15 protein-coding genes are annotated in these 23253 nt (G+C 36.8%); all 15 read left to right on the top strand.

Annotation, left to right across the window (positions count from 1 at the left end; all coding sequences use genetic code 11):
• Positions 1-293: 293 nt before the first annotated feature.
• The 15 genes from KORDIASMS9_RS07210 (at position 294) to KORDIASMS9_RS07145 (ending at position 23247) form a co-directional block, all read left to right on the top strand.
• Positions 294-872 carry a DUF4255 domain-containing protein gene (locus tag KORDIASMS9_RS07210; protein ID WP_114902199.1) on the top strand — a complete coding sequence of 193 codons (579 nt, stop codon included), beginning with the start codon at positions 294-296 and terminating at the stop codon, positions 870-872.
• On the top strand, positions 869-1684 hold the full coding sequence (locus KORDIASMS9_RS07205; protein ID WP_162819805.1) for a hypothetical protein: 816 nt from the start codon (positions 869-871) through the stop codon (positions 1682-1684). Before KORDIASMS9_RS07210 ends, KORDIASMS9_RS07205 begins: the two co-directional genes overlap by 4 nt.
• Positions 1685-1738: 54 nt before the next feature.
• Positions 1739-3319, top strand: coding sequence for a phage tail sheath C-terminal domain-containing protein (locus tag KORDIASMS9_RS07200; RefSeq protein ID WP_114902197.1), 1581 nt, complete (start codon positions 1739-1741; stop codon positions 3317-3319).
• Between the two features lie 59 nt (positions 3320-3378).
• The gene (locus KORDIASMS9_RS07195; protein WP_114902196.1) at positions 3379-3840 is read left to right on the top strand and encodes a phage tail protein; all 462 of its coding nucleotides are present in this window, start codon (positions 3379-3381) and stop codon (positions 3838-3840) included.
• Positions 3833-4282, top strand: coding sequence for a phage tail protein (locus KORDIASMS9_RS07190; RefSeq protein ID WP_114902195.1), 450 nt, complete (start codon positions 3833-3835; stop codon positions 4280-4282). The genes KORDIASMS9_RS07195 and KORDIASMS9_RS07190 overlap by 8 nt, the downstream gene beginning before the upstream one ends.
• A gap of 21 nt (positions 4283-4303) precedes the next feature.
• A complete protein-coding gene (locus KORDIASMS9_RS23125) occupies positions 4304-4474 on the top strand; it encodes a DUF5908 family protein (RefSeq protein ID WP_162819804.1) in 171 nt (56 codons plus the stop codon).
• Positions 4475-4483: 9 nt separating this feature from the next.
• The gene (locus KORDIASMS9_RS07185) at positions 4484-5155 is read left to right on the top strand and encodes a hypothetical protein (protein ID WP_114902194.1); all 672 of its coding nucleotides are present in this window, start codon (positions 4484-4486) and stop codon (positions 5153-5155) included.
• Positions 5156-5161: 6 nt separating this feature from the next.
• Positions 5162-6961, top strand: coding sequence for a type VI secretion system tip protein VgrG (gene vgrG, locus KORDIASMS9_RS07180; protein WP_114902193.1), 1800 nt, complete (start codon positions 5162-5164; stop codon positions 6959-6961).
• Positions 6962-7227: 266 nt separating this feature from the next.
• Entirely contained in the window at positions 7228-7527 is a 300-nt protein-coding gene (locus tag KORDIASMS9_RS07175; RefSeq protein WP_114902192.1) for a PAAR domain-containing protein, read from the top strand.
• Complete coding sequence (locus tag KORDIASMS9_RS07170) at positions 7520-7948, top strand: GPW/gp25 family protein (RefSeq protein WP_114902191.1); 429 nt, start codon at positions 7520-7522, stop codon at positions 7946-7948. Before KORDIASMS9_RS07175 ends, KORDIASMS9_RS07170 begins: the two co-directional genes overlap by 8 nt.
• Positions 7949-7979: 31 nt before the next feature.
• Positions 7980-12683, top strand: coding sequence for a hypothetical protein (locus KORDIASMS9_RS07165; RefSeq protein WP_205318040.1), 4704 nt, complete (start codon positions 7980-7982; stop codon positions 12681-12683).
• Positions 12683-15562: a hypothetical protein gene (locus tag KORDIASMS9_RS07160; RefSeq protein WP_114902189.1), complete on the top strand. Its 2880-nt coding sequence runs from the start codon at positions 12683-12685 to the stop codon at positions 15560-15562. The genes KORDIASMS9_RS07165 and KORDIASMS9_RS07160 overlap by 1 nt, the downstream gene beginning before the upstream one ends.
• Entirely contained in the window at positions 15555-19754 is a 4200-nt protein-coding gene (locus KORDIASMS9_RS07155; RefSeq protein ID WP_114902188.1) for a contractile injection system tape measure protein, read from the top strand. Before KORDIASMS9_RS07160 ends, KORDIASMS9_RS07155 begins: the two co-directional genes overlap by 8 nt.
• Positions 19755-19894: 140 nt before the next feature.
• Positions 19895-22414: a hypothetical protein gene (locus tag KORDIASMS9_RS07150; protein WP_114902187.1), complete on the top strand. Its 2520-nt coding sequence runs from the start codon at positions 19895-19897 to the stop codon at positions 22412-22414.
• A complete protein-coding gene (locus tag KORDIASMS9_RS07145) occupies positions 22411-23247 on the top strand; it encodes a hypothetical protein (RefSeq protein WP_114902186.1) in 837 nt (278 codons plus the stop codon). Before KORDIASMS9_RS07150 ends, KORDIASMS9_RS07145 begins: the two co-directional genes overlap by 4 nt.
• The last annotated feature ends 6 nt before the right edge of the window (positions 23248-23253 follow it).

Here is a 23253-nt window from a genome sequence, read left to right as displayed (position 1 = left end):
TCACAGCTAACTTATTAAAATAACTACTCAATTCATTCACAATAATTTCCTATCTTTTGTGAGGAAGTATTGCTGATATCTTCTCCCCCAAATAATTATAAAAGCATCTATAATATGAGCTACAATACAGCATTTGTATTGTTCTAAATTTCATGTTGTCTACGTTTTGTCTACGGAAAATTTTGTGCGACTACAAAATGTACATGAATCGTATACGCCTACTTCACTGTGTGCAATCAATGTATTATTAATTTTAGCATGCTACAAGCGAGCTAACCAAACCATTTACCAACATGATTGAAAAAGCACTTCAATTTACAGGAAAAACACTCAACCAATATGTCAAAATGAAATTTGGCTTGGATGACGATGTTGTAGTGATCAATCCTATTATTGATCAAACAGGCGCTGTACCTAAAGAAAATCAAAACAAAATCATTATCTCGCTGATTCACGTGGAGCAAGAAACTACGAAACAATTTTACAACCAAAATCAACGAGTAAGCGATGGAAATTATGTCCGAAAATCGCTAAGCCATCGGTATAACTTGTATACGCTGATTACACCCAATTTTGACAATTATATAGAAGCCTTAAAATTTTTAGATGCATCTATTCAGTTTTTTCAAATTAATGAAATGGTTGATGCCACTAAAAGTGCTGAAATTCCGAAAGAAATTAGCAAGTTGGAGTACGAATTTCAAAAAGGAGAAAACTACATGCAGATGCAAAACTTGTGGACCGCGCTTGGCGCGAAATATCAACCATCTGTCATTTATAAATTGAGACTCGTAACAATTGTCGCTGACGAAGCAGAAGGATTTGATACCGCAGTACAAAGCATCAACACAAATACTGACGAAAAATCATGAATACAACCTATACATTACTATTCAACGTGAGTGTGTCGCATTCGTATTATGCATCAAACGTTTGTGAATGTTTGCTATATGAAGCTGCCGCAGAAACGCAAGCCACATTTCAGAAGTACGGACTTACAATACGCAAAACAAATGATGGATTTGAAGTGTATTCCACCACCAATCAATCTTTAGAAACGTACTTAAACTATATTTCGCAAGTTTCTGGGCAAACGGCTTTTGAATTTTTAGGAAGAACCACCGATCAGAATTTCTACTATTTTACGGACATTCCCATGAACGAAGTTGGCGTGCTCACATTTACAAGTGATCAAACAAACAGTGATGCTTCAAACAATAGTATAATGCTCAAAGAAACATTTGTGCAAAAAGCAGCTACACAACATGCATTACAATTGACAATCAAGTTTGAAGATCTCATTCAAGCAAAAAAAACAAACGATCCTATAGCTTACAGCATTCAATTGCAGGCACGCCAAACACAGTGGGTTTATTATATAATCAACAAATCTAATCAAGAATACAATCAACTCGAAATACAAAGTACAGACGCAGCCATTCAGTTTACCGCTGCGGCGGAAATTACCTTACAAAATGGTGATATCGCATTGCCATTTTCATCACAAATCCAAATTCCATTAACAAATGAAGTAACACATCAATTCAATTTAATCAATACCAAAAAAACCATTTCAGGCGAACGAAAGGAAATCATATTCAAAGGATTGCCTATTCCGAATCCACAAAATTTACAAACACAAGACGACCATACAATAGCATCCTTAGTGTACTTATATATCTAAGATGCCTTATTCAGTACTTATAAAAAATTATTACGAACTAATAACTACTATTTTATGAATTTATCAACCATTAAATCTCCAGGGGTTTATATCAATGAAATAAATGGTTTCGGAAATTCTGTTGTTCCCGTAGCAACCGCAGTTCCCGCATTTATAGGATATACTCCACAAGCCATGTATGAAGGGAAATCGTACACGAATGTGCCGACCAAAATTACATCCTTTACAGATTTTCAAGCAATTTTTATGCTACCTGATCCTCCTGCACCCGCAGATCCTGCAAAACAATACAGTCCGCAGTATTATTTGGTGGCAGAAAAAAGTCAGCCCGAAAAAGGTGATTATATGTTAATTGATGGCACCTACTATTCCATTGTGCCCGATCCAAACACGATTTACTATTTGTACAACAGCATTCGCTTATTCTATGAAAATGGTGGCGGTGATGCATATATTGTATCTGTGGGAAGTTATGGAGCACAATCAGGAAAAGCAATGACACCAGGCGATCAAATTGTAAATCCGAACGTACAATTGAACGATTTAACAAACGGATTGGCATTGTTGAAAAACGAACAAGAACCAACCATGTATATCTGTCCAGAAGCGACATTGCTTTCCGTGGCAAATAACGGAACCTTGATGGCTTCTATGCTATTACAAGCAGAAGAAATGCAAACCGCCGTTGCCATTTTTGATGTAATTGGAGGAAGAAATCCTGATCCCGTAATGTGGATGGACGACATCACCGCATTCCGTGACAACACTGGTGCCAACGGACTCAATTACGGAACAGCGTATTATCCATTTGTGGGAACGACTATTATGCAGACTTCCGACATTGATTATACCAATCTATTTGGTGGCGATGTAAAGCAATTACAACCATTATTAAGTCCAGCAGACAATCCAAACCAAACAGTAGATACGATTATTGGAAACATTGAAAATCCTTCAGGAACCCCATTAACTGTGAGTCAATACAACAATTCACTCATTACTTCTAGCAAAACGTACAGTTCCATCATCAATCATGTATTGAGCGATGCAAATATGTTACCACCAAGTGGCGGAATGGCTGGAGTAATTACTGTAACGGATAACGAAGTTGGTCCATGGCAAGCACCAGCAAATACTTCTATGGTGGGTGCGTCATCCTTACCTATAAAACTTTCAGAATCGCAACAAGCAGACCTAAATGTGGATGCAGTTTCAGGAAAATCAATCAACGCGATTCGTTTTTTCAATGGACTTGGAATTCTAATTTGGGGTGCCAGAACCTTAGATGGAAACAGCTTAGATTGGCGTTACTTATCCGTAAGAAGAACCATGAATTTCTTGGAACAATCCTGTAAACTAGCAGCGCAAGCGTACGTTTTTGAACCAAATGACAAAAATACGTGGGAAGGTGTAAAATCAATGATTGGAAGCTTCCTAACTGGAATATGGAAACAAGGAGGATTGCAAGGTGCCACAGCAGCAGCAGCCTTTTCGGTAGAATGCGGATTAGGTTCCACCATGACTTCAGACGATATTTTAAATGGATTTATGAATGTAACTGTCAAAGTTGCTGTAGTACGTCCAGCAGAATTTATTGTACTGACATTCCAACAACAACAAGCAACTTCTAGTTAATAAATACCTAGAAACCGTATAAAAAAACAAAAAGTATAACTCATTAAAAACATAAGATTATGGCAGATGATGGAAGTAAAGAAGGCGCAACATGGCCCATGCCGAAGTTCCGATTCGAAGTAGATTTAGGAACTGAAATGAAAGGCGTTGCATTCCAAGAAGTTTCTGGAATGGACGTTGAAAATCAAATCATAGAATACCGTAAAAGTAATAGTACACTCTTTTCCACTGAAAAAATGCCGGGCATTGTAAAGTATGGAAATGTAACCATGAAACGCGGCGTTTTTGTCAACGACAATACCTTTTGGAAATGGCATGCAGAAATTTCTATGAACACAATCAAGCGTAGAACGGTATTAATAAAACTATTGGACGAAGCCGGAAAAGTAACCATGCAATGGCAGCTCAACAATGCATGGCCAACCAAAATTACAAGTACCGATTTGAAATCTGATGGAAACGAAGTGGCAATTGATACCTTAGAAATTGCACACGAACAACTCATCATAACAAATGGATAATAACAGTGCATATCCTGTTGGTTTCTATTTTTCACTTTCGTTTGAAGGCGAAGATGCGGCTTTTAAAGAAGTCTCAGGAATCAGCAAAGAATTGGGCATAGAAGAAGTGGCTGGCGGCGGAGAAAACCGATTCAAATATCGGTTGCCAACGACGAGTTCGAGTAAAAATTTAATACTCAAACGCGCCATTGTTCCAACAGGATCGTCACTCATTCAATGGTTTTCAGATACACTTGATGGTGGACTTGCAACCGCCATAAAAACGCAAGATGTATCTGTAAATCTCCTTGATAATGAAGCGAAAGTTTTAAAAAAATGGACATTTCACAACGCATATCCCGTAAGCTATGCAGTGTCCGATTTAAAATCGCAGGAAAGTGAAATATTGATTGAAACTATGGAACTTGCATACACGTATTTTGATGTGGGAACAAGTTCATAAATCGTATACAAAACGTACAAAATGCCGATAGAAATCAGAGAATTAGTCATCAAGACGGAAATAAAAACCGTTCATGAAAACTTGCACAGCAAACGCAGCGCGTATGATACTTCACAACTCAAAAATGAAGTATTGGAAAGTTGCCGTCGCATGATTACTGAAGCACAAAAACGAGAAAAGTATAACCGATAAAGCACGATTATGGCATTAGAATATATGAAAATAACAGGATACAAAGACGAAGACTTTACACAAGCCGTCTCAGGCGATCCGTACAATCTCATGATCAATCCAGAATCAATCAAATGGAGTCGTAGCATTGAATACAATGAACAACAACCTATTGATACAAGTACAACATCGCAAAAATACAAACACACACCAAGCGACAATCTCAGTTTTGACATTGTCATTGATTGTACAGGTATTGTCGATAACAAACGAACTGATCTCAATAAGGAAATTGAAACCTTAGAAGACATTGTATACACCTACAACGGCGATATTCACAGACCGAATTTCGTAAAAATTCAATGGGGAAGCGATTTGGTATTTTACAGCGTATTAAAATCATTTGATACTACGTACACACTTTTCAAACCTGATGGAAGTCCGCTGAGAGCGAAAATCTCATTAAGCTTCGGAAAATATGTTTCTGCTGACAAGCGAAAAAAAGAAGACAATGAAAGTTCTCCCGACATTTCACATTTGGTCGAAGTTGTTCAAGGAGAAAGCTTGCCGCAATTATCAAACAAGGTTTGGAACACGCCGTACTATTACATTCAAGTAGCAGAGTACAATGATTTAAACAAATTCAGACAATTAAAAGGTGGAGAACAATTGGTATTTCCACCAATCATTAAGCCAACCTAAAACTATATGAGCGCATCAACAAACATTACAAGTGGCGGATTGGTCACTTTCGATATTAAAACCGATGGAAGTGCTATTCCAGACGCCATGGACGTACAATCTATTGAAGTGGAAAAAGGGATCAATCGCATCTCGGTAGCAAAAATAGTCATCATTGATGGAAGTCCCGCTACAGAAACGTTTGACGTAAGTTCCTCTAGCACATTTGTGCCAGGAAATAAAATTACGATTGAAGTCGGATACGATTCTAAAAACGAAACCATTTTTGAAGGAATCATTACCAAACAAAGCATTCGTATACACGGTGCAGAAGGTTCCGTTTTAGTAGTAGAATGTCGTGATGAAGCCGTAAAAATGATTGTTGGACGTAAAAGTGTCACCTACGCCAAAAAGAAAGACAGTGACATTATGAGTGCTATTATTGGAAATTATAGCGGCTTATCGGCTGATGTTTCGGCAACGACAACCGAATGGCCAGAGCAAGTGCAATACTATACAACCGATTGGGATTTTATCCTCGCTAGAGCGGAAACAAACGGCATGATTGTAACGACACTCAATGGAAAAGTCTCCGTGTTTCCTCCAGATAATGATACAACCTCTGTCTTAGAAATTGCCTATGGAAATAACCTATTGGAGTTTAATGCTTCGCTTGATTCAGTTACACAATTAGGTTCGGCAAAAGGAACTTCTTGGGATTTTTCTCAACAGGCAACTGCTTCAGGTGATGCTTCTAGTAGTTATGCAGGTCCGGGAAACTTATCATCTAAAAAACTATCGGAAGTTGTCGGATTGTCTGATTATGAATTGCAAACTACCGCGCCAGTGCAAGCTGCTGACTTAACAAATTGGTCCAAAGCGGCGTTGGTAAAAAGTGCGTATGCTAAAATTCAAGGGGAAGTCAAATTTCAAGGAAGCAACTTGGTTGATCCAGGAAAATACATCACTCTGGCAGGTTTGGGCGATCGTTTTAATGGCGATCACATTATTTCCAACGTGCATCATTTGATTGGACATGGAAACTGGACTACCGAAGTTTCCGTTGGTTTGTCGCCTGTATGGTTTACAGAAGAACCAGACGTCATGGCACCACCAGCTTCCGGATTATTGCCAGGCGCACAAGGATTGTTCAATGCTACCGTAAAAAAGATGTATGAAGATCCAGATAGTCAATATCGTGTATTAGTTGATATTCCTTTATTTGATCCAAATGGAGAAGGTTTATGGGCACGATTGACAAACTTCTACTCCACTTCAGGCGCAGGTGCGTTCTTTATGCCAGAAGTTGGCGATGAAGTTGTGGTTGGTTTTTTGAATGAAGATCCTCGCTATCCAATCATTTTGGGAAGCATGTATAGTTCAGACAAAAACAAACCGTTTGAAGGCTTAGATCCTGACGAAAAAAACACCATCAAAGCAATTGTATCCAAAACAGGAATCAACGTGAAATTTGACGATGAAAACAAAGTGCTTACACTAGAAACACCTAGTAAAAATACCGCTATTTTTAGCGATCAAGATAAGCAAATCACCATCAAAGATCAAAACAACAACAGCATTGTGATGTCGGAAAGTGGCATTACCATTACAAGTGACAAAGACATTACCGTACAAGCTTCGCAAAACCTCACGTTAAAAGGTGATATGGGCGTTTCTATTGAATCTTCAGGCGGCGATGTACAAGTCAAAGGAATGAACATCAAACAAACCGCTGATATGCAATACTCCGCAGAAGGAAGCATGACCGCTTCGCTTCAAGGCGGAACAGAAACCACTATTAAAGGCGCGATGGTGATGATTAATTAACTAATAGATATTAGAATTGAGTAGTGAGATATTAGATTTTTCTCAATTCTCAATACTTACATCTCAATACTAGAAAAACAAAAACGTCACTTCGAGTGAAATTTTGTAGAAATTTAGTATCGAGAAGTACTTGGGAAAAATAGGAATTAGTAAGTATGACTAAAATCTTATGTAAATCAATATTATAAATAAAATAAAGATGTTATGAGTGAATTACAAAGTATTCTCAATTCTCAATACTAACATCTCAATACTAAAACAAAACTATGCCACCAGCAGCACGATTAACCGATTTTCATGAATGTCCGATGGTAACACCAGGACTTCCACCAATTCCGCATGTAGGCGGCCCTGTTATTGGACCCGGAGAACCTACTGTTTTAATTGGCAAATTGCCTGCCGCACGTGTGGGCGATATGTTGACTTGTGTAGGACCACCAGATTCTATTGTAAAAGGTTCTGCCACCGTTATGATTGGCGGAATGCCCGCCGCACGAATAGGCGATACCACCGCACACGGCGGATCTATTGTTTTGGGAGATTTTACAGTGATGATCGGTGGATAGCTTGAACAACATACAAAAAGAATTTCTCGGTTCGGGTTGGTCATTTCCAGTGACGTTTTCTGTGGAAAATCATCAGTTGCAATTGACCAAGTATGAAACGAATATCAATGAAATGATTCATTTGATCATGCAAACCACGTTTGGAGAACGCCCATTCTCACCGCAATTTGGTTCAGGATTGCAAACGTTTTTCTTTAAAGAAATGCGTCCTACGTTACAAGGAGAAATTAGAGAAGCCGTAAAAGCGTCACTCTTAAATAATGAACCAAGAATAAAAGTACTAAAAGTTGAGGTCACTTTTGCCGATTTACAAAATGGCTTGGTAGAAGTTTCTATTGATTATATGTACAATCAAACCAATACAAGACACAATTATGTGTATCCTTTTTACATAAAAGAAGGCACCAATTTACAACGATAAAACAATGCGTCAATTTGATCAACATACAGCAATGATAGCACTAGAGGAAGCTTTAGTGCCCAGTGCTGGTTTGATAGATGGCAGAACGGAAACTGATAATTTGCGGCTACTGGCAGACTTTGCCTCATTGTTTAACTTTTATGATCGTACAAATACGATTAACGGAAATTGGGCTCCTTTTTTACTAAAAGATCCTGTTTTTTTAGTGGCTTCTATTGCAAAAACAGCTTTTCAAAAAGCCTATTCGTTGTTTATTAATATATGTTTACAATTGGAAATAGCCTTGCAAGAAGACATCCACACAACGTATATTTCAAACGGATTCAATCAGCTCTTTGATCAGTTGAGTGCAGTGTTTCAAACCGTTGAACAATGGACGAGTTACATGCAACAATCGACTTTGGATTACAATCTTAAAACCTATATCATTCAGCAAGTAAAACAACAACAAAGCGCCTTGCTTTGGGCAATTTTGGCGTTGCGAACGGATCTTAATCTCAATAAAATCGTTCCAAACATACAACCTGTAGATACCTATTTGTATGAGAATTACGATCAAAAAATCTGGAAAGATAGCAAAGGAAAAACACCCTATTGGACATTATTAAACTTGAAGTTTTCACCTGAAAATGAGTATGTGTATTACTTTTTTAAGGATTTTGCCACTTTGGTTAACGAACTACTTCAATTCCTTAAAGGTAAATTGCCAAGTACACCGCAAGAAATAAGTGCAACTGTGAAAGCCGCTTTTACAGAATTAAAAAAAGCGTTGAATACTTTATTTTCAAACGCAAGTGCTATCATTGATAAAGTAATTACATTTAAAAAAGGAGCCGCAAAAGTTGTATATAAAATAGTTGAGGCAATTATTGCGGAACTGAAAAAACTCACAGCAAATACCACGGAAAAAGATGCTTCTGACGCCATAGAAAACTTGCTGAACGACATCAAAGACTTTCAAGATACGCTTACAGCTATTACGGTCAATTTGACTCCAGAAAATTTTCAACAATTGATTGACAAAGCTCTGTACTATTTGGAAGCAATAATAAGTACAATTGTGAGCATTTTAGAAACGTTTGGCGAATGGTTTTTAACCATTTTGAAAAGGGTTTTTGAAACGCTTGTAAAAGATATTGTGAAAATTGAGAAAGAACTTTACAAATTGCTCAAAGAAATCATTGCATATATTTTAACCAAACAAGTCCGATTGGATATTTTTAATGGTTTAAAAGGCACAGGAAAAACAGTTTTTGGATTTTACAGCAAGTGCATTTCGTATGCCGATACCGAATTGATAACGCTGCAACAAAAGCCTGGACATTTTCCAGATACGATGTTACTGAGAACCTTCACGAGTTTGTTGAAAATTTATCAGAAACAATTCAATTCGTTGGCTACCAAACATTTGAATTTTTATTACGACGACATTTTAAAACAATCGCCAAACAGTGTATCGCCCGATATGGTTTTTGCAAGTAGCGAATTGGCAAAGAAAACAGCGACATTTCAACTCGAAAAAAATACCCTTTTTTCTGCGGGAATTAATGCAGATAAGCAACCAATTCTGTTTGAAGCTACGCAGAAAACCTCGTTCAATCCTGCAAAAATTGTCAATGCATACACACTTGCTAAAACCAACAATACTGGTAGCATTCAATTATACTTAGAAAAATTACCGCCTGTAAATATGGTTACTAAAGGTGAAACTGGTGCAATAGAAACGTGGAAAACCTTTGGTTCTGCACAAACCCCAGTTGGCACACAACAAGAATTGGCATTTACGATTGCTTCGCCGATGTTTTATTTGGAAGAAGCTACAAAAAGAACGCTCTTGCTTACGTTTACATTTTCAAAAAGTAAAGAAATTGATTTTTCACAACCTGACTTTACATTCTACCTAAGCACGGAGAAAGCTTGGTTTGAAGTACCTGCTGCTGGAAATATTTCTACTGATTCCAACAAAAATCAACTACAATTACAGTTGAATGCAACAGATCCAGCAATTAAAGCATTTACCAAAAATCCTGATGGATATACTTCTGAATGGCCACTGCTAAAAATTGTATTTCCAAATTACGATGATACATACTCAAAACTAGCAATTGCTACACTAAATATTGATGTTACTGTAAACGAATTGCAAAATTTTCAATTGTATAATGATTTTGGACAATTGAATCCTAAAAAACCTTTTCAATTGTTGGGAGGCGCGCCAAAAGTGAATCAGCATTTTATGGTAGGAAATGCCGAAATTTTCAGCAAACCAGCTACGGACATCAGTTTTACGTTAACGTGGAATCCGTTTGCTGCTGATTTTGATTTTGAAAACTATTACCAAGCGTATAATCAATACTTAAATGGTGCGTACTCATCAGAACTTTCACAAGTTGATATGTTGATCGCAGCACTTGAAAAAATTACACAATTGCAAAATTCGTTTTATCAAGGGGTCACTTCCTCGGAAGATAATTTGTTTGCCAATATACTCAACAAAAATACAGTAAGTGATGCTGTACAATTGATCAAAACTAACGTAGCCGATCTTACAAGTACAGTACAAAATCAAAACACAAAACTAGCAAAGAACATAAAAGCTGTCAGTACATTGATCGTAGCTATTCAAACGTTAAATACGCAAATGTCAAGCTCCATTACAACGACATTACAAACATTAAGTTCCACTATTACCACAGCCGGAAAAGTAGATGCAACTACGGTAAATACAGCAAAAACAACTATTACAAACGAAATCAACACTACAAAAACAACCATTACAGAAAAAATTAATGCCTTTGAAACAAGTGCGCTTACTCCAAAAGGAAAAGAGAAAAAAACATTTTTCAGTCAACTAAAAAATATCTTTGGAACTGATAACGAAACAGATACAGCCACTGAAACACCTCCTGCAATTACGAATTATTTTTCTAATGACTCATTTTATGTAGATTTTCAACAACTGCAACATAGTATTTGGGAAAGTTTTTATTATACCATTAATACGAATACATTTTCTTCCGCGATAGAAGAAAACTTATTTTTCGAAGACACTACCAATCTAAAAACGATTCCTGTATCGCGCACGTTCGATTTTGCAGGAATTGACTTGAATCCAGCAAATGTTGATGCAACATTACAGCAAAAAATACTGCAACTTACCGACAAAACGGAAGCAGGATTTTTACGAATGAAATTAACCGAGCCTACCTACGGTTTTGGAACAGAGTTATACCCAAAAGTAGTACAAGCAATTGCGCTATTCAATGCGGATATCATCGCAGAAAAAATAAACAATTCAGGTGCAGAAAACCCGTTGGTCTCTCCGCCAAACATTCCGTTTGTCCCAATGGTCAGTGCATTTCAAGGAAGTTATGCGGCTTCGGTGAGTTATGATTTTTCCACAAATAAACAAAACTATCCGCTGCAATGTTTTTACAATACACCTTTTGCCAATTACAAAGTATATGATACCACTTTAGATGAAAGAATCATCGCAGAAAATATCATAATTGGAACCTTGCCCACAAAAAAAACAGAAAGACTCATAACACCACTAACAGCCTTGCCTATATTGCCAAAATTCTCATCAAAAGGTCAATTATTTATCGAATTGCAAGATCTTATCATGCCTGCTGAAGTAAGTTTTTATGTTGAGCTTGCGCGAACGTACACAGAGAAAATACTTGAAAAAAAATCAATTCAATATTCGTATCTAAGTACCGATGGCTGGAAAGCGTTTGCAGATACTGATATTGCAGATGATACCGATCATTTTACCTGTTCAGGTATCATCACCATCAATATTCCTGCTGATATTACAACGGTTCATGACACAATGAGCGGAAGCAATTATTGGATTGCGATTGGCACTATTGACAATCTTGATAGCTTTCCAGAAACTTCGTATCTCAACACCAACGGATTTACATTGCAACGTGTCGTAGCGGCAGATGATTTTTCAACGGAAATTCCGCAAATTTTACCAAATGTTATTACAAGTCCGCAAACTGCCATTCCCGAAATTGCAGCAACAGTGCAACCTTTTGCTTCGTTTGGTGGAAAAGCCGCAGAAACCAACATGCAAATGAATGCGCGCGTAAGCACACGACTCAAAACGAAAGATCGGTTGGTGACCATGGACGATTTTTACAACACAATCCGATTGGAGTTTCCAGAAGTATATTATTCCAAAACGATATACAAAAAATCTCAAAAACAAGCGTTTACACATGTCATAAAACGTGTTGCAGATGCTACAGAAACCAACGCGTTTCAACCGCTACTCAGCGAATGTAAGGAATTGGAAATACAACAATACATTGCTGCACGCGTGTCACCTTTTTTGACGGTTTCTGTGGAGAATTTTGAATTGCACTATGTAAAAATTACGGCAGAAATTCAAGTGCAACCTGGTGAAGATATTACCTCCGTGACCAAAGAAGTAAACAATGGCATCAATATATTCTTAGCACCATGGATTACCAGCGCACAAGAACAAATTACCATTGATACAGGACTGACTACGGCGCAACTTGCCGCATTTATCAACAGTTATGACAGCATTTTAGAAGTAACCAGCATTTCGTTTCTAGTTGGCACTAAAAATTTTGACACCGGAGCCATTGAATATCGAAAAAATGAAAAACCCAAGCAAGAAATAGCGCAAAAAGATGGAATTCTATTGGTACCATCACTTAATAACATGACAAAAAATAGTACAATCACATACAACTAATGACGCAGGAAAATTACATCGTAGACACACAACTTCCTTTGGAGCTCGATTTTGAAGCGCTCAAAGCAGCAGGTCTTGCGTACATTCAAGAGCATAGTGATAAAGCCTGGACAAACTTGAATCCGAGCGATCCTGGTGTGACTATTTTGGAGCAATTGTGCTATGCCTTTACAGAACTTGGCTATTGTGCAAATTTCTCCATAAAAGATATTTTGACAGCTAAAAACGGCGATTTAACTGTTGAAAATCAATTTTACCTGCCGCAAAATATTTTAACAACTTCGTCCATCACGGTGAACGATTATATAAAGTTTATTATTGATGAAGTGCCAAGCGTTAAAAATGTGGTGATTTTACCAATTTCGTTAACGTTTCCGTTTGTAAATGGCATCTATCAAGTATATCTCTTGTTAGATCCGAATTACAGCAATCCGTCTGTAATTGATGCGCCCATAAGTGAAACTTTGTCGGTATTGAACAGTCGTCGAAATTTGGGTGAATTGTTTTTGCAACCGCAACTACTTTCCCCAAAAGAATATACCGTAAGCGGAACATTGGAATTACAATCTGGATATGATTTTAACTCGGTGCTACCTGAAATTATGCAGTCTATCAATAATTATATTTTTCCAGAGGTAACGCAGACAGGATATGATATGTTGAAAGTTTCTGGCGAAAAAACAAACGCCATTTTCAATGGACCATCGCTCAAAAACGGCTGGATTCCTTCTGAAAGTATTCAACCTAAAAGAAATACTATTTATCCTTTTGAAATTACACAACTCATCAAAAATATTGACGGCGTACAAACGGTTTCGGGAATTTCATTTACATATAAAAATGCGCCAAAAAATTCGGCAACTTGTGAACAATATGAAATCTTAACTTTCAGCGTACTACCAAAGCAATCAAAAGACACAGATAGTACAGACACATCAGGTTTTTCAATAAGCATGCAAGGCAAAAAATTAAACACTTCTTTAAAAACCTCTTTGCTAGACGAATTGGCAAACATGCAACAACCAAGTTCACAAATTAATGAAGTGGCTTCGGTACAAATTGCACCTAAAGTACCAACAGGAAAATACAGAGACATTACCAGTTACTATTCCATTCAACACACATTTCCAGAAGCGTATGCGGTTGGTTTAAATGCGGTGAACGATTCCATGCCAGCCTATCAAATAGCACAATCAAGACAATTGAAAGGCTATTTAAGTTTGTTCGATCAGATGCTAAGCAATCAGTTTGCACAATTGGCGAATATTGACAAATTATTTTCCTTTAAAAACGCCATCACAGGTACACCTTCCGATTTAGAACAGTATAACAATATCAAATCGAAAGAAGAAAAAGCGCATCCCAAATATCCTGCGCCGTTTGAAGTATTTTCACCCACATATTTTTACCAATCGCTGTATAAAAGTGTGCCAAATGTACAACCCTTATTGCGGAACAATAGCATTTTTAAATTTGGTCCAGTTTCACAATCACAAGACGAACTTACATATCAAAATTGGCTAGAATACCAAGACGATCCGTACAACTCATACATGTATGGTTTGTTGGTGTTTTCAGAGGATGACACCGTAAATTTACAACGCAGAAACGACTTGCTCAATCATCTATTGGCGCGACATGGCGAATCGCCTTTGGTGATGGATACGCTTGTTTTTGGAACGGTATATTCTGGCAATATCATCAAAGATCGCGTAATTATTAAAAGCGTATATCTTCAAAATTTACAAGTACTTTCATACAACAGAACCAAAACGTATAACTGTATTGGCGCGGCAAAATTGAACGCTTATATGGTAGACATCAATGCAACTTTAATTCAGCAATTAGCCAACGCCAATGCAAGAGAAGCATTGGCTGATTTACAACTATCACTTTCAAATGTTTTAGGACAAACACAGGAACAAATTGCTCAAATAAAAGCGGAATATTTAGCAAAGAAAGAATTGTACAATATTCTTACAAAAACCTATAAAAGCCAAGGTGTGTTTAATGTAAAACAGGTCAATAAACTAGAAACCATTACCACACAAGATTGCTTGGATTATGCAACCATTTCTTTAAAACTAAGCATGTTGTTGACGCTAAAACCAATTTACATCAACTTTATACAATGCGTTTTAGATGGAGATACTGAAGACATGATTGTCAATCCATCAGAAGATTTTTTCGAAGAAAGTGCGCTTACCTTATGGCTTTTGACAGAGCGAAAAGGAATGATTTCGATTGAAACAAACTTGTTATTACAATCTGGAACGTTTCAGCTGTACTTTCAAGATACAGTCGTACCTGGAATCATTATTAGTATGGAAGTGACCTTAACCTATGAGGAGTTCATGATACTTTCAGCAGCATTCGACACGATAAAATCGCAAGACATTGACACTTTTTTGCAAAAAATCAATCCAACGTTTACAACCACAAAAATACCTGAAGAAGAGCTGACTGATGTTGTGTTTTCACCGATTGAAAATTCATCAATTTTATGGGCCGCTACAGTAAGTTGGAATGGAGAACACAATACGGACATCACAGATTCATTATTTCAAAATACGCTGTTGTGGATTTTTCCAGATTATATAAAAGAATTACAAGAGTCCGATTGGCAACATCGTCTCTCCTACTTTATGGAAAGTCAATTGCCAATCCATATTTCGGCACATCCTATGCCTACAAGTGCAGACGATTTAAAAACATTAATTCCATTGTATGTTACATGGTACAATGCAAACATTTATGCGGCACCAAAACCATTTGAAACAGTCACAAACGCAGCAACTACGCGCGCGCAAAAAATAGTTGCTAGTGCAGGAAACTTAGTGACACAATTAAAAACAATATATAAAGACACCAATGCATAGTCAAGGAACACATATCATATCAAGTTGCCAATGGCAAACGGCTTTTGATTCCAATAGTTTGGCGCATCAATTGCAGACGGATATCAGTGCATGGAGTGCGTACAAAATGAAGCGCGTGATCCATAGTGTGTTTGACAGTATTTGTCCAAAAGGGCAAACCTTGAAGATTAAAAAGTTAGCCATTGATCTCGGTGCCATTACCTATGAAAATATGTTGAGCGAACTTCCGTTGCGTTTGGAAGAAGCCTTACGAAATGCATTGTACGACTTGATCATGTATCCGAAAAACGGCGATCAAACCTTGGAAATAATTCATGAAGACATTGCACAAATTAACGTATTGCGCGATTTCCTTCTGCAAGGAATCTTACCGTGGAATTATCAAGAAACCTACGGAAGTTCTGTAGAAATTATGCGTTCACAATTGTTAAATAATCGTTTGGATGTTATCCAGATGATTCAACACATTGGCGTTTCTCTCAATGTTAGAAAGCGCATTGCTTGGCAATTTCCAGATGCAATTATCAAAAAAATCATTGCGGGATTAGAACCGAACAATCATCAACAAATTATCAATTTTTCAGAAGAATTTGTCAAAGTACAAGAAAAAGAAACAATTGTTCAAACGAGCACCAATGATCTGAAGAAAAATATTTGGTTGTGGATTTTAAATTATCTCTTTACAGAACGCGGCACTATTTTCAATCGCATTGCTTTTGTGCGAAGTACGGTTTCACAAATGGCAAGTCATTTCAACCTTTCGTACGATGCAATGATTGAATTGATTGAAGATGCCATAGAACGTACCAATGAATATTCGCAAGTAGATAAGGGTTTTATCGCAATATTAAAATTATTATCTGAAGAAGTTCGTAATACTACTTTTTCACGTATCAAAACGGAAAAGCAGCAAGAAAATTTTTGGGCAAAAGTGGAAACGTATTTTTATAACGCTTCCGCGAGAAGTACCAATGTGCAGAAAAATGAGTTTAACGAATTGGTCATTAATTTATCAAAATTAGATACACCGCGTTTTCAAAAAATCATCCTAAAAGTAGCACAAAAACCAACTGTTTGGAAAGCGATTTTACAAGATTTAATTCCTGCGTCGGTTGAAAATCTATTTGTGGCTTTATCACCTGTGCAATCGAAAAACGTATTGAAGCAAATTTCATTTTTAGCAAAACTTCCTACAACCGATCATGTAAAAGTAGATGTGTTAGACTTGTATACGTTCGGCATTGAATTTTGTATCGCACATCAAAATACATCGGTGGAAAAAAGTGCCTTTTTAGATTTCGTGATCGAAAAATTAGCCAAAAAACAACCGCAACGCAAACTCGTCATTTTAGATCATTTTGTCTCAGCAAATGTAACCACAACACAAAAGAAAACAAGTTTCATCACGCTATTTAACGAATTAAATTTGCTGTATCAAAAAGAAATTAAAAATACAAAAACCTATACATCCAAAGCTACATTGCAACAAATTCTAGCGCGTTATGCAACGGAAATTGAAACTTCCAACAGTACAAAAACCCTAGAAAAAACAGTGCAAAAATGGATTTCAGCTTCGCCAACAACGTTTTGGAACGTGGTACAAGAATTTAAAAAAACACCCAAATTCAAAATGCATATTACGGCTTTGATTGCGGAATACGGAACAACACGATTCCTAAAAACGGTTGTGCCACAAAAACATGTGTTGTTGCTAAAAATTCAGCAATTGTTAGAAACATTGATTTCCAACAATCCAAAAAAAGCAACGGCGATTCGCGCTATCAAAAATACGCTTATGGCAATTGGATTGGAAGTTGTTTGGAAGCAACCAAAAGGAAACGCCGCCAAATTCTTCTCGCAACTATTACAAACTTTGGAGCAACAAGAAAGTCGCGTACGCGTTTCCAAAAAAGACATTCAAGAAGTGATACAGTTGTTATTGAAAACTCCAAAAACACGTACCCTTTCATGGTCGGCACGTGAATTTGTTTCCTTGCAAAAACGCTATAAAGTACAAGTAGCACAAACTGATTTGGAAGTGATTTTGACATTCACCGAAGCAACAAACCAACAAACGGAAGTTGCCACACATCTTTCAAAACTGGTGCGTTCCAAAAAAGTAAACTCAATCGAATTCAAAGCGCATGAAGACAGGTTTATTTCCTACCTCGTTGCAAACGGAAAACAGCTCCGTACACGTTTACTAACAAAATTTTTAACCCGTTTTACAACAGTAAAAACAACGTTGAACACCACACAAATCAACTCTATATTGCACGAACTTTTTTGGCAAGTATTGGTGGATTATACAACACATCGCGGGAACGAACGCCGTTTGGTTTCGCTATTTGAAAAAACGGTTGTTCAAGCATTTCCTGTATTGCAAGCGACACCCAAGAAAGTGTTGAAACTTGCGGAAAAAACACCCAAAATTGTAACTGAAATACAAACGCTACAAACACCATATCAAATTTCTATAGTAGCATTATTTGAAACCTTACATACACAATTAAAAACCACGAAAACTACCGTTGAAATTCACAACAAAACCGTTGGTTTTTCAGACTTGCTTGTCTTTGGATTGGAAACTTCACCTTCAAAAATTAGAAGCATTTTACGGGAAACTTCGATCAGTCAAAAACAGTTGACATTTTTACGAGAAGCGATGTCATTTGAAACATTTATCGTGTTTCATGCCAATGACAATTCAAGTGCGCAATCGGAAGTATTTCAGTCAATTCAAACCTTATTCATGCTTGCCAGACAACTGGGAAATGCACAAATCCTTTCTAATTTGGAAACCATTTTCTGGAAACAAACCATGGCGTTAATTCAACAGAAAAAAGCAGCGAAAAAAATAGTAGAAATGCTCATAGAAACGACATTTGATGCACTTTCAGAAATTGCCACGTTGGATCAAATTACGATTGTAAAACACCTACGCAATCAAAACAGTCAAGTTCCTTCTTTACTCAAAAAAGTATTGGTAAAAAGACATCAAGTTTTTGAATTGCTATACGAGCAACCACAAATTTCACTTTCGGAAGCCATTCAAACCTATACAAAAACTGCACAAATAGAACTGTTGAGCGCACACCTCATCAAAGAATTTTCATTACCGAGTTGGTTTGTACACAAAGAAGCGTACAGTTACGAACGTGTGGTCAACGAATTGATCGCGCAGCAACCGTTGGTGATGTTAAAAACCATTCGCAGTTCGCAAATTTCGGAAGTGCAGTTGCTTCAATTCGCGCAAACCCTTCATTTTGAAACCTTTGTTACAACGCTGCTGAAATTATACACAACACAACACCGCGAACTTTTAGATGTTCAAAAACTATATGAAAACATTGCGTTTACCAACATGCGCGGTATTTCAACAAAAAAATTACAAGAAATCATTCTTAATAAAATAGTGATCGCTTGGCGTACTTCCAATTGGTCTTTGATTGCCAGCACGCAAATTTGGAATGAATTATTGTGGGAGACTTGCGGAAAAAAAGCAGTGCAAAAGCAGGATTTTTTCACAGCCATCAACACGATCAAAATGATGTTGCCGACAGCTTTATTGGTGACGTATAAAAGTTTGATTTCGAGTGAAAAATCATCCAAAAGCGAAAATTCAGCAAACACACTTAAAAAAATAGATACCAAAATGATAGACGAAACCTCAAAGACTTTACCCAAAGAAGGCATTGCCATTCCCAACGCAGGATTGGTATTGTTGAACACGTATTTTTTAATGTTATTAGAGCGTTTGGACCTCATTAAAGACAACGTTTTTATCTCGGACGAAGCACAACTCAACGCTATCCATTATTTGCAATACATCGTTACGGGACTCACTGAAACGGAAGAATCGCTACTAACACTGAACAAGGTTTTAGTCGGAATTTCACCATTTACGCCTGTAAAAAGTAGTGTGGACATGACCGAAAGTCAAAAAGAATTGATCGATGGAATGATTCAAGCTGCCATCAATCACTGGACGGCTATTGGCAACACTTCCGTAGATGGTTTCCGTGGCAACTGGCTTGTTCGTGAAGGTATTTTACGCGAGACAGAAGAACGCTGGGAACTCACTGTAGAAAAACGCGCGTATGATATTTTAATGATCAAATCGCCTTTTTCTTTTTCAATCATAAAATTACCATGGATGGAGAAACCATTGCATGTTACTTGGCCATTTTAAAAAACAATACAACCATGAACGTACACACACAAACAGTAAAAATAGACAGTAGCTAAGGCTGAAAATATTCAGACCGGAAGAAGATAATTTAACCTGAAAAATGGTTTAAAATTTAATTAACAAACTAAAAAATAAAATTTATGAATTCTTACAATGAAAATCTACATTCGAGTGTCGTTTCGTCATTGAACGCACAAGAATTGGAATTACAAAAACTAAAGTCACAAAAAGATGCTGCTACATTTTCCATGTATTATGCACAAGGAGCGCGTGTTACTGCAGCCGAAAAATTAGAAGTGACTACGTTGAAATACAATTTTCAACAAAAGGTAAACAGTCAAGCTGTTACTGACAGTGATATGTCTACCAATGTATTAACGTCTGCAAATAACGTAAAAAGTTATGTGGCAAAATCAGTCTCTAATGGCGCGGTAGCTGCTGCCAATGTACAAATAGCTGCCAATGCTATTTTAAAGCTTGCGAGTGATACAGGAAGTATTTTTAGTATTGTCAACGCTGCTGATTATGGTACGGAAATTTACCGCCAGGCAGAAAAAGCAAAACAATACATGGATCAAACTGCGTATTTGGCAGAACGTACTTCGCAACACAGTATGGAAGCTACTGCGTTAGTGTCTGAAATATCTGCAAATACATTAGCTGAAGAAGCGACAACCGCCGATGCTTCTGTAAAAAGCTTATTAAGCGTTACCGCTACTGAGTTAGATGCGATTACGACGGAATTGGTTACTGAAACTGAAAAATTAGCAACTTCCAATACGGAAGAGAAAAAGGCAGAAGGCGCTTTAGAAGATGTAAATGCAGTATATCATGCTACAGAAACAGCGTATACGCTAACCAGTAAGGAATTAAATCTTGGTTTAGGAGTAATTTCTATTATGGGAGTAAGTACAGCAGACGAATCTGATGCTGATAAGCCAATTGGAGATGAAACACATTACACGGTGCAATTTTCACATTATAAAGCACCTTTTTTAAACGTCATTCAACCGCTACAACAACTACAAAAGCCTTCGGAAGATGATGAAACCATTAAGGTGTACAATCCTGTACAGAATTACTATATCATGCTAGCAAAAACTAGTAAAAAAGATACATTCTCTATTTCTGAAGCGGATGGATTGGTGACAAAAAATGATAAAAAACAATTCGTCCAAATTTCTCAAGAAGAGTTTTTAACGGTACAAAAAAAGAACCCAAGCTTAGGAAATATTACTCAAAAAATATTTACATCTCAGTTAAACGATACCGATGGTGATCCTATGAAATTGGGAAGTGATTATGTGATTTTTGTGTATGCAGAATTGAGAACGAATTATAAGAAAATGATCAATACGTTTGACAATTATTTGTCGGCTGCTTCTGCAAAATTCGTACTTCAAAATCAATTAAATGCACCAAAAGCTGCGAATATTGTTGTGACACCTAATGGCATTAGTGCTCCTAGCAAAGATGTTGTTGTACCTACAGATGCTTCAAAAAAACAAGTAGTAAGTTTTACGGTTTGGGAAGATAAAGATTATACAGTGTCATACAGATGCATGTTTCTTCCACACAATAAAGATTTAATCAAAGATTTGCTAACTGTTGAAGGATTGAATGCTATTGAGTCTGAAGCAGAAGGCATGGAAAAAATTGCGGACTACTACGATCCTCAAATTGCAAGTACTAGCACAAAAATTACATCAAAACAAGCGGAAATTACAGGAATAGATGCGCAACTCAAAGAAGCAAATGATGAGTTAAAAAGTGTAAAAGCAAAGAGCAAGAAAAAATCTACGGATCCAAAAGAGAAAGCTACGCTAGAAAAAGAAGAAGTGGCATTAACAGCTACGATTGCCAGTTTAACTTTACAGAAAGAAAACCTTGAAGCACAACTTGCCAAATTAGAAAAAGCACTGGCAGCTTTAAAAGCGCAAAGAAGTGCGGCAATTACCAATTTAGAAAATAGCAAACAACATTTAAAGCCAGGCTTTTACTTTGATCTATTAACTGCAGAACAAGTACCTGCAGGTAGTTACACGTCAACAGCAGAAGCGAAAGACTCTCTTTTAAAAGCAATCACATCACAAATTGTAAAGATTTTGGATGATGCGGAAGCTTTAGAAGTTAATATAGAAGCTTTAGAGCAAAATGTTAATAAATTTATTACAGACTGTGATCAACTTCTAAAAGATTCTTTGACTAAGAAAGGGCGAGAAAAGCTGAAAGAAGATATTATTGCCATTTTAAAGGATGTACAAGCAATTATAAACTCTTTTGAAAAAGCAAAAAAGGAATTCGAACAATTAATAAAGGACACCATCGTATTAGTCGAAGAAATGGTGTTAGATGAACTTATGTTGAAGTTAGTTGGTGATCTAAAGATCATTGCTGCTGGTTATAAATATATTCTTAATGGATATATCTGTAGCAGACAAGAAATGACCATTGAACCAGAAACTACCGATAATTTTGGAAACAGACTAATTAACAAAAATATATACATTCCAGCTATATTGGCGGTTTCAAGTGCGGCATCTGTAGAGCAGAATATGCAGTTTACCAATGCATTATCTGACTTTCAAAACACAAATGATTTCAAATATCAACCAAAAAACTCAACAAGTCTTATTAACTATAAAAACCAATTATCATGAGCAACTTATTAACTTTACAGTCATCAAAATACGGCGTTACTGAACGCAAAAAGCAGGAACTCGACGAATTATCACAAAAAGTTCTCAATGCGGAAAGCTTAGTCGAACAATTAGAAGCGATTGTAAATTCATTAACGGATAAATCAAACAAACTAAAAACAGATTTAGCAACTGCAGAAACGAACAAAAACAAAGCACTTAGCAATAAAGATTTGGTAGATGAAGTTGTAGAAAATTTACTCACCCTAAAAAACAACTCAGAACTTACCTTTAATGAAACCGTTTTGGCAGAATCTAAAATAAAAAAGGTTTCTAAAGAAATAAGCCATCTGATAGACAAATTGATTTTCTCTGCCGAAATCATTAATAAACTTGGAAATTTAGTCATCCGAACAAAAGCAACAAATCCTTTAATTTCAGACGAATTGGTTACGATGGTTACCACTGCAAGTTCAGATGCAAACAATGCTGTAGCCTTAACATTAGTAGCCTTGCAATCGGTTTTTGCAGCACAAGCAACCACCAAAGAATCGGAAGCTGCGGTAGCTTTAGAAATGTTACAAGCCATAAAACTCTATGAATTTGTAATTGGTGATGACACTGTAGATAACATACAAAGCGATGTTCCATTATCTCCTGCAACCAGTATTAGAGGATTATTGTATACAGCGTATGTAATCAGTGAAAATATGTACAATCAAGCATTGGCGGCAAGTAATGACACCATCAAGCAATTGAACAATACCAAGAGAGAATTGAGCAAAGCACAAATAAATCTTAGCTCATTACAAGCTGGATATGCCGCAGCCAACGCCGCAGCTTTAGCCTCTTAATTTTGA

Origin of the sequence: Kordia sp. SMS9 (assembly GCF_003352465.1) — a bacterium.
GTDB lineage: Bacteria > Bacteroidota > Bacteroidia > Flavobacteriales > Flavobacteriaceae > Kordia.
The sequence above is the reverse complement of the archived record's forward strand: the minus strand, read 5'-3'. Positions and strand labels throughout refer to the sequence as shown.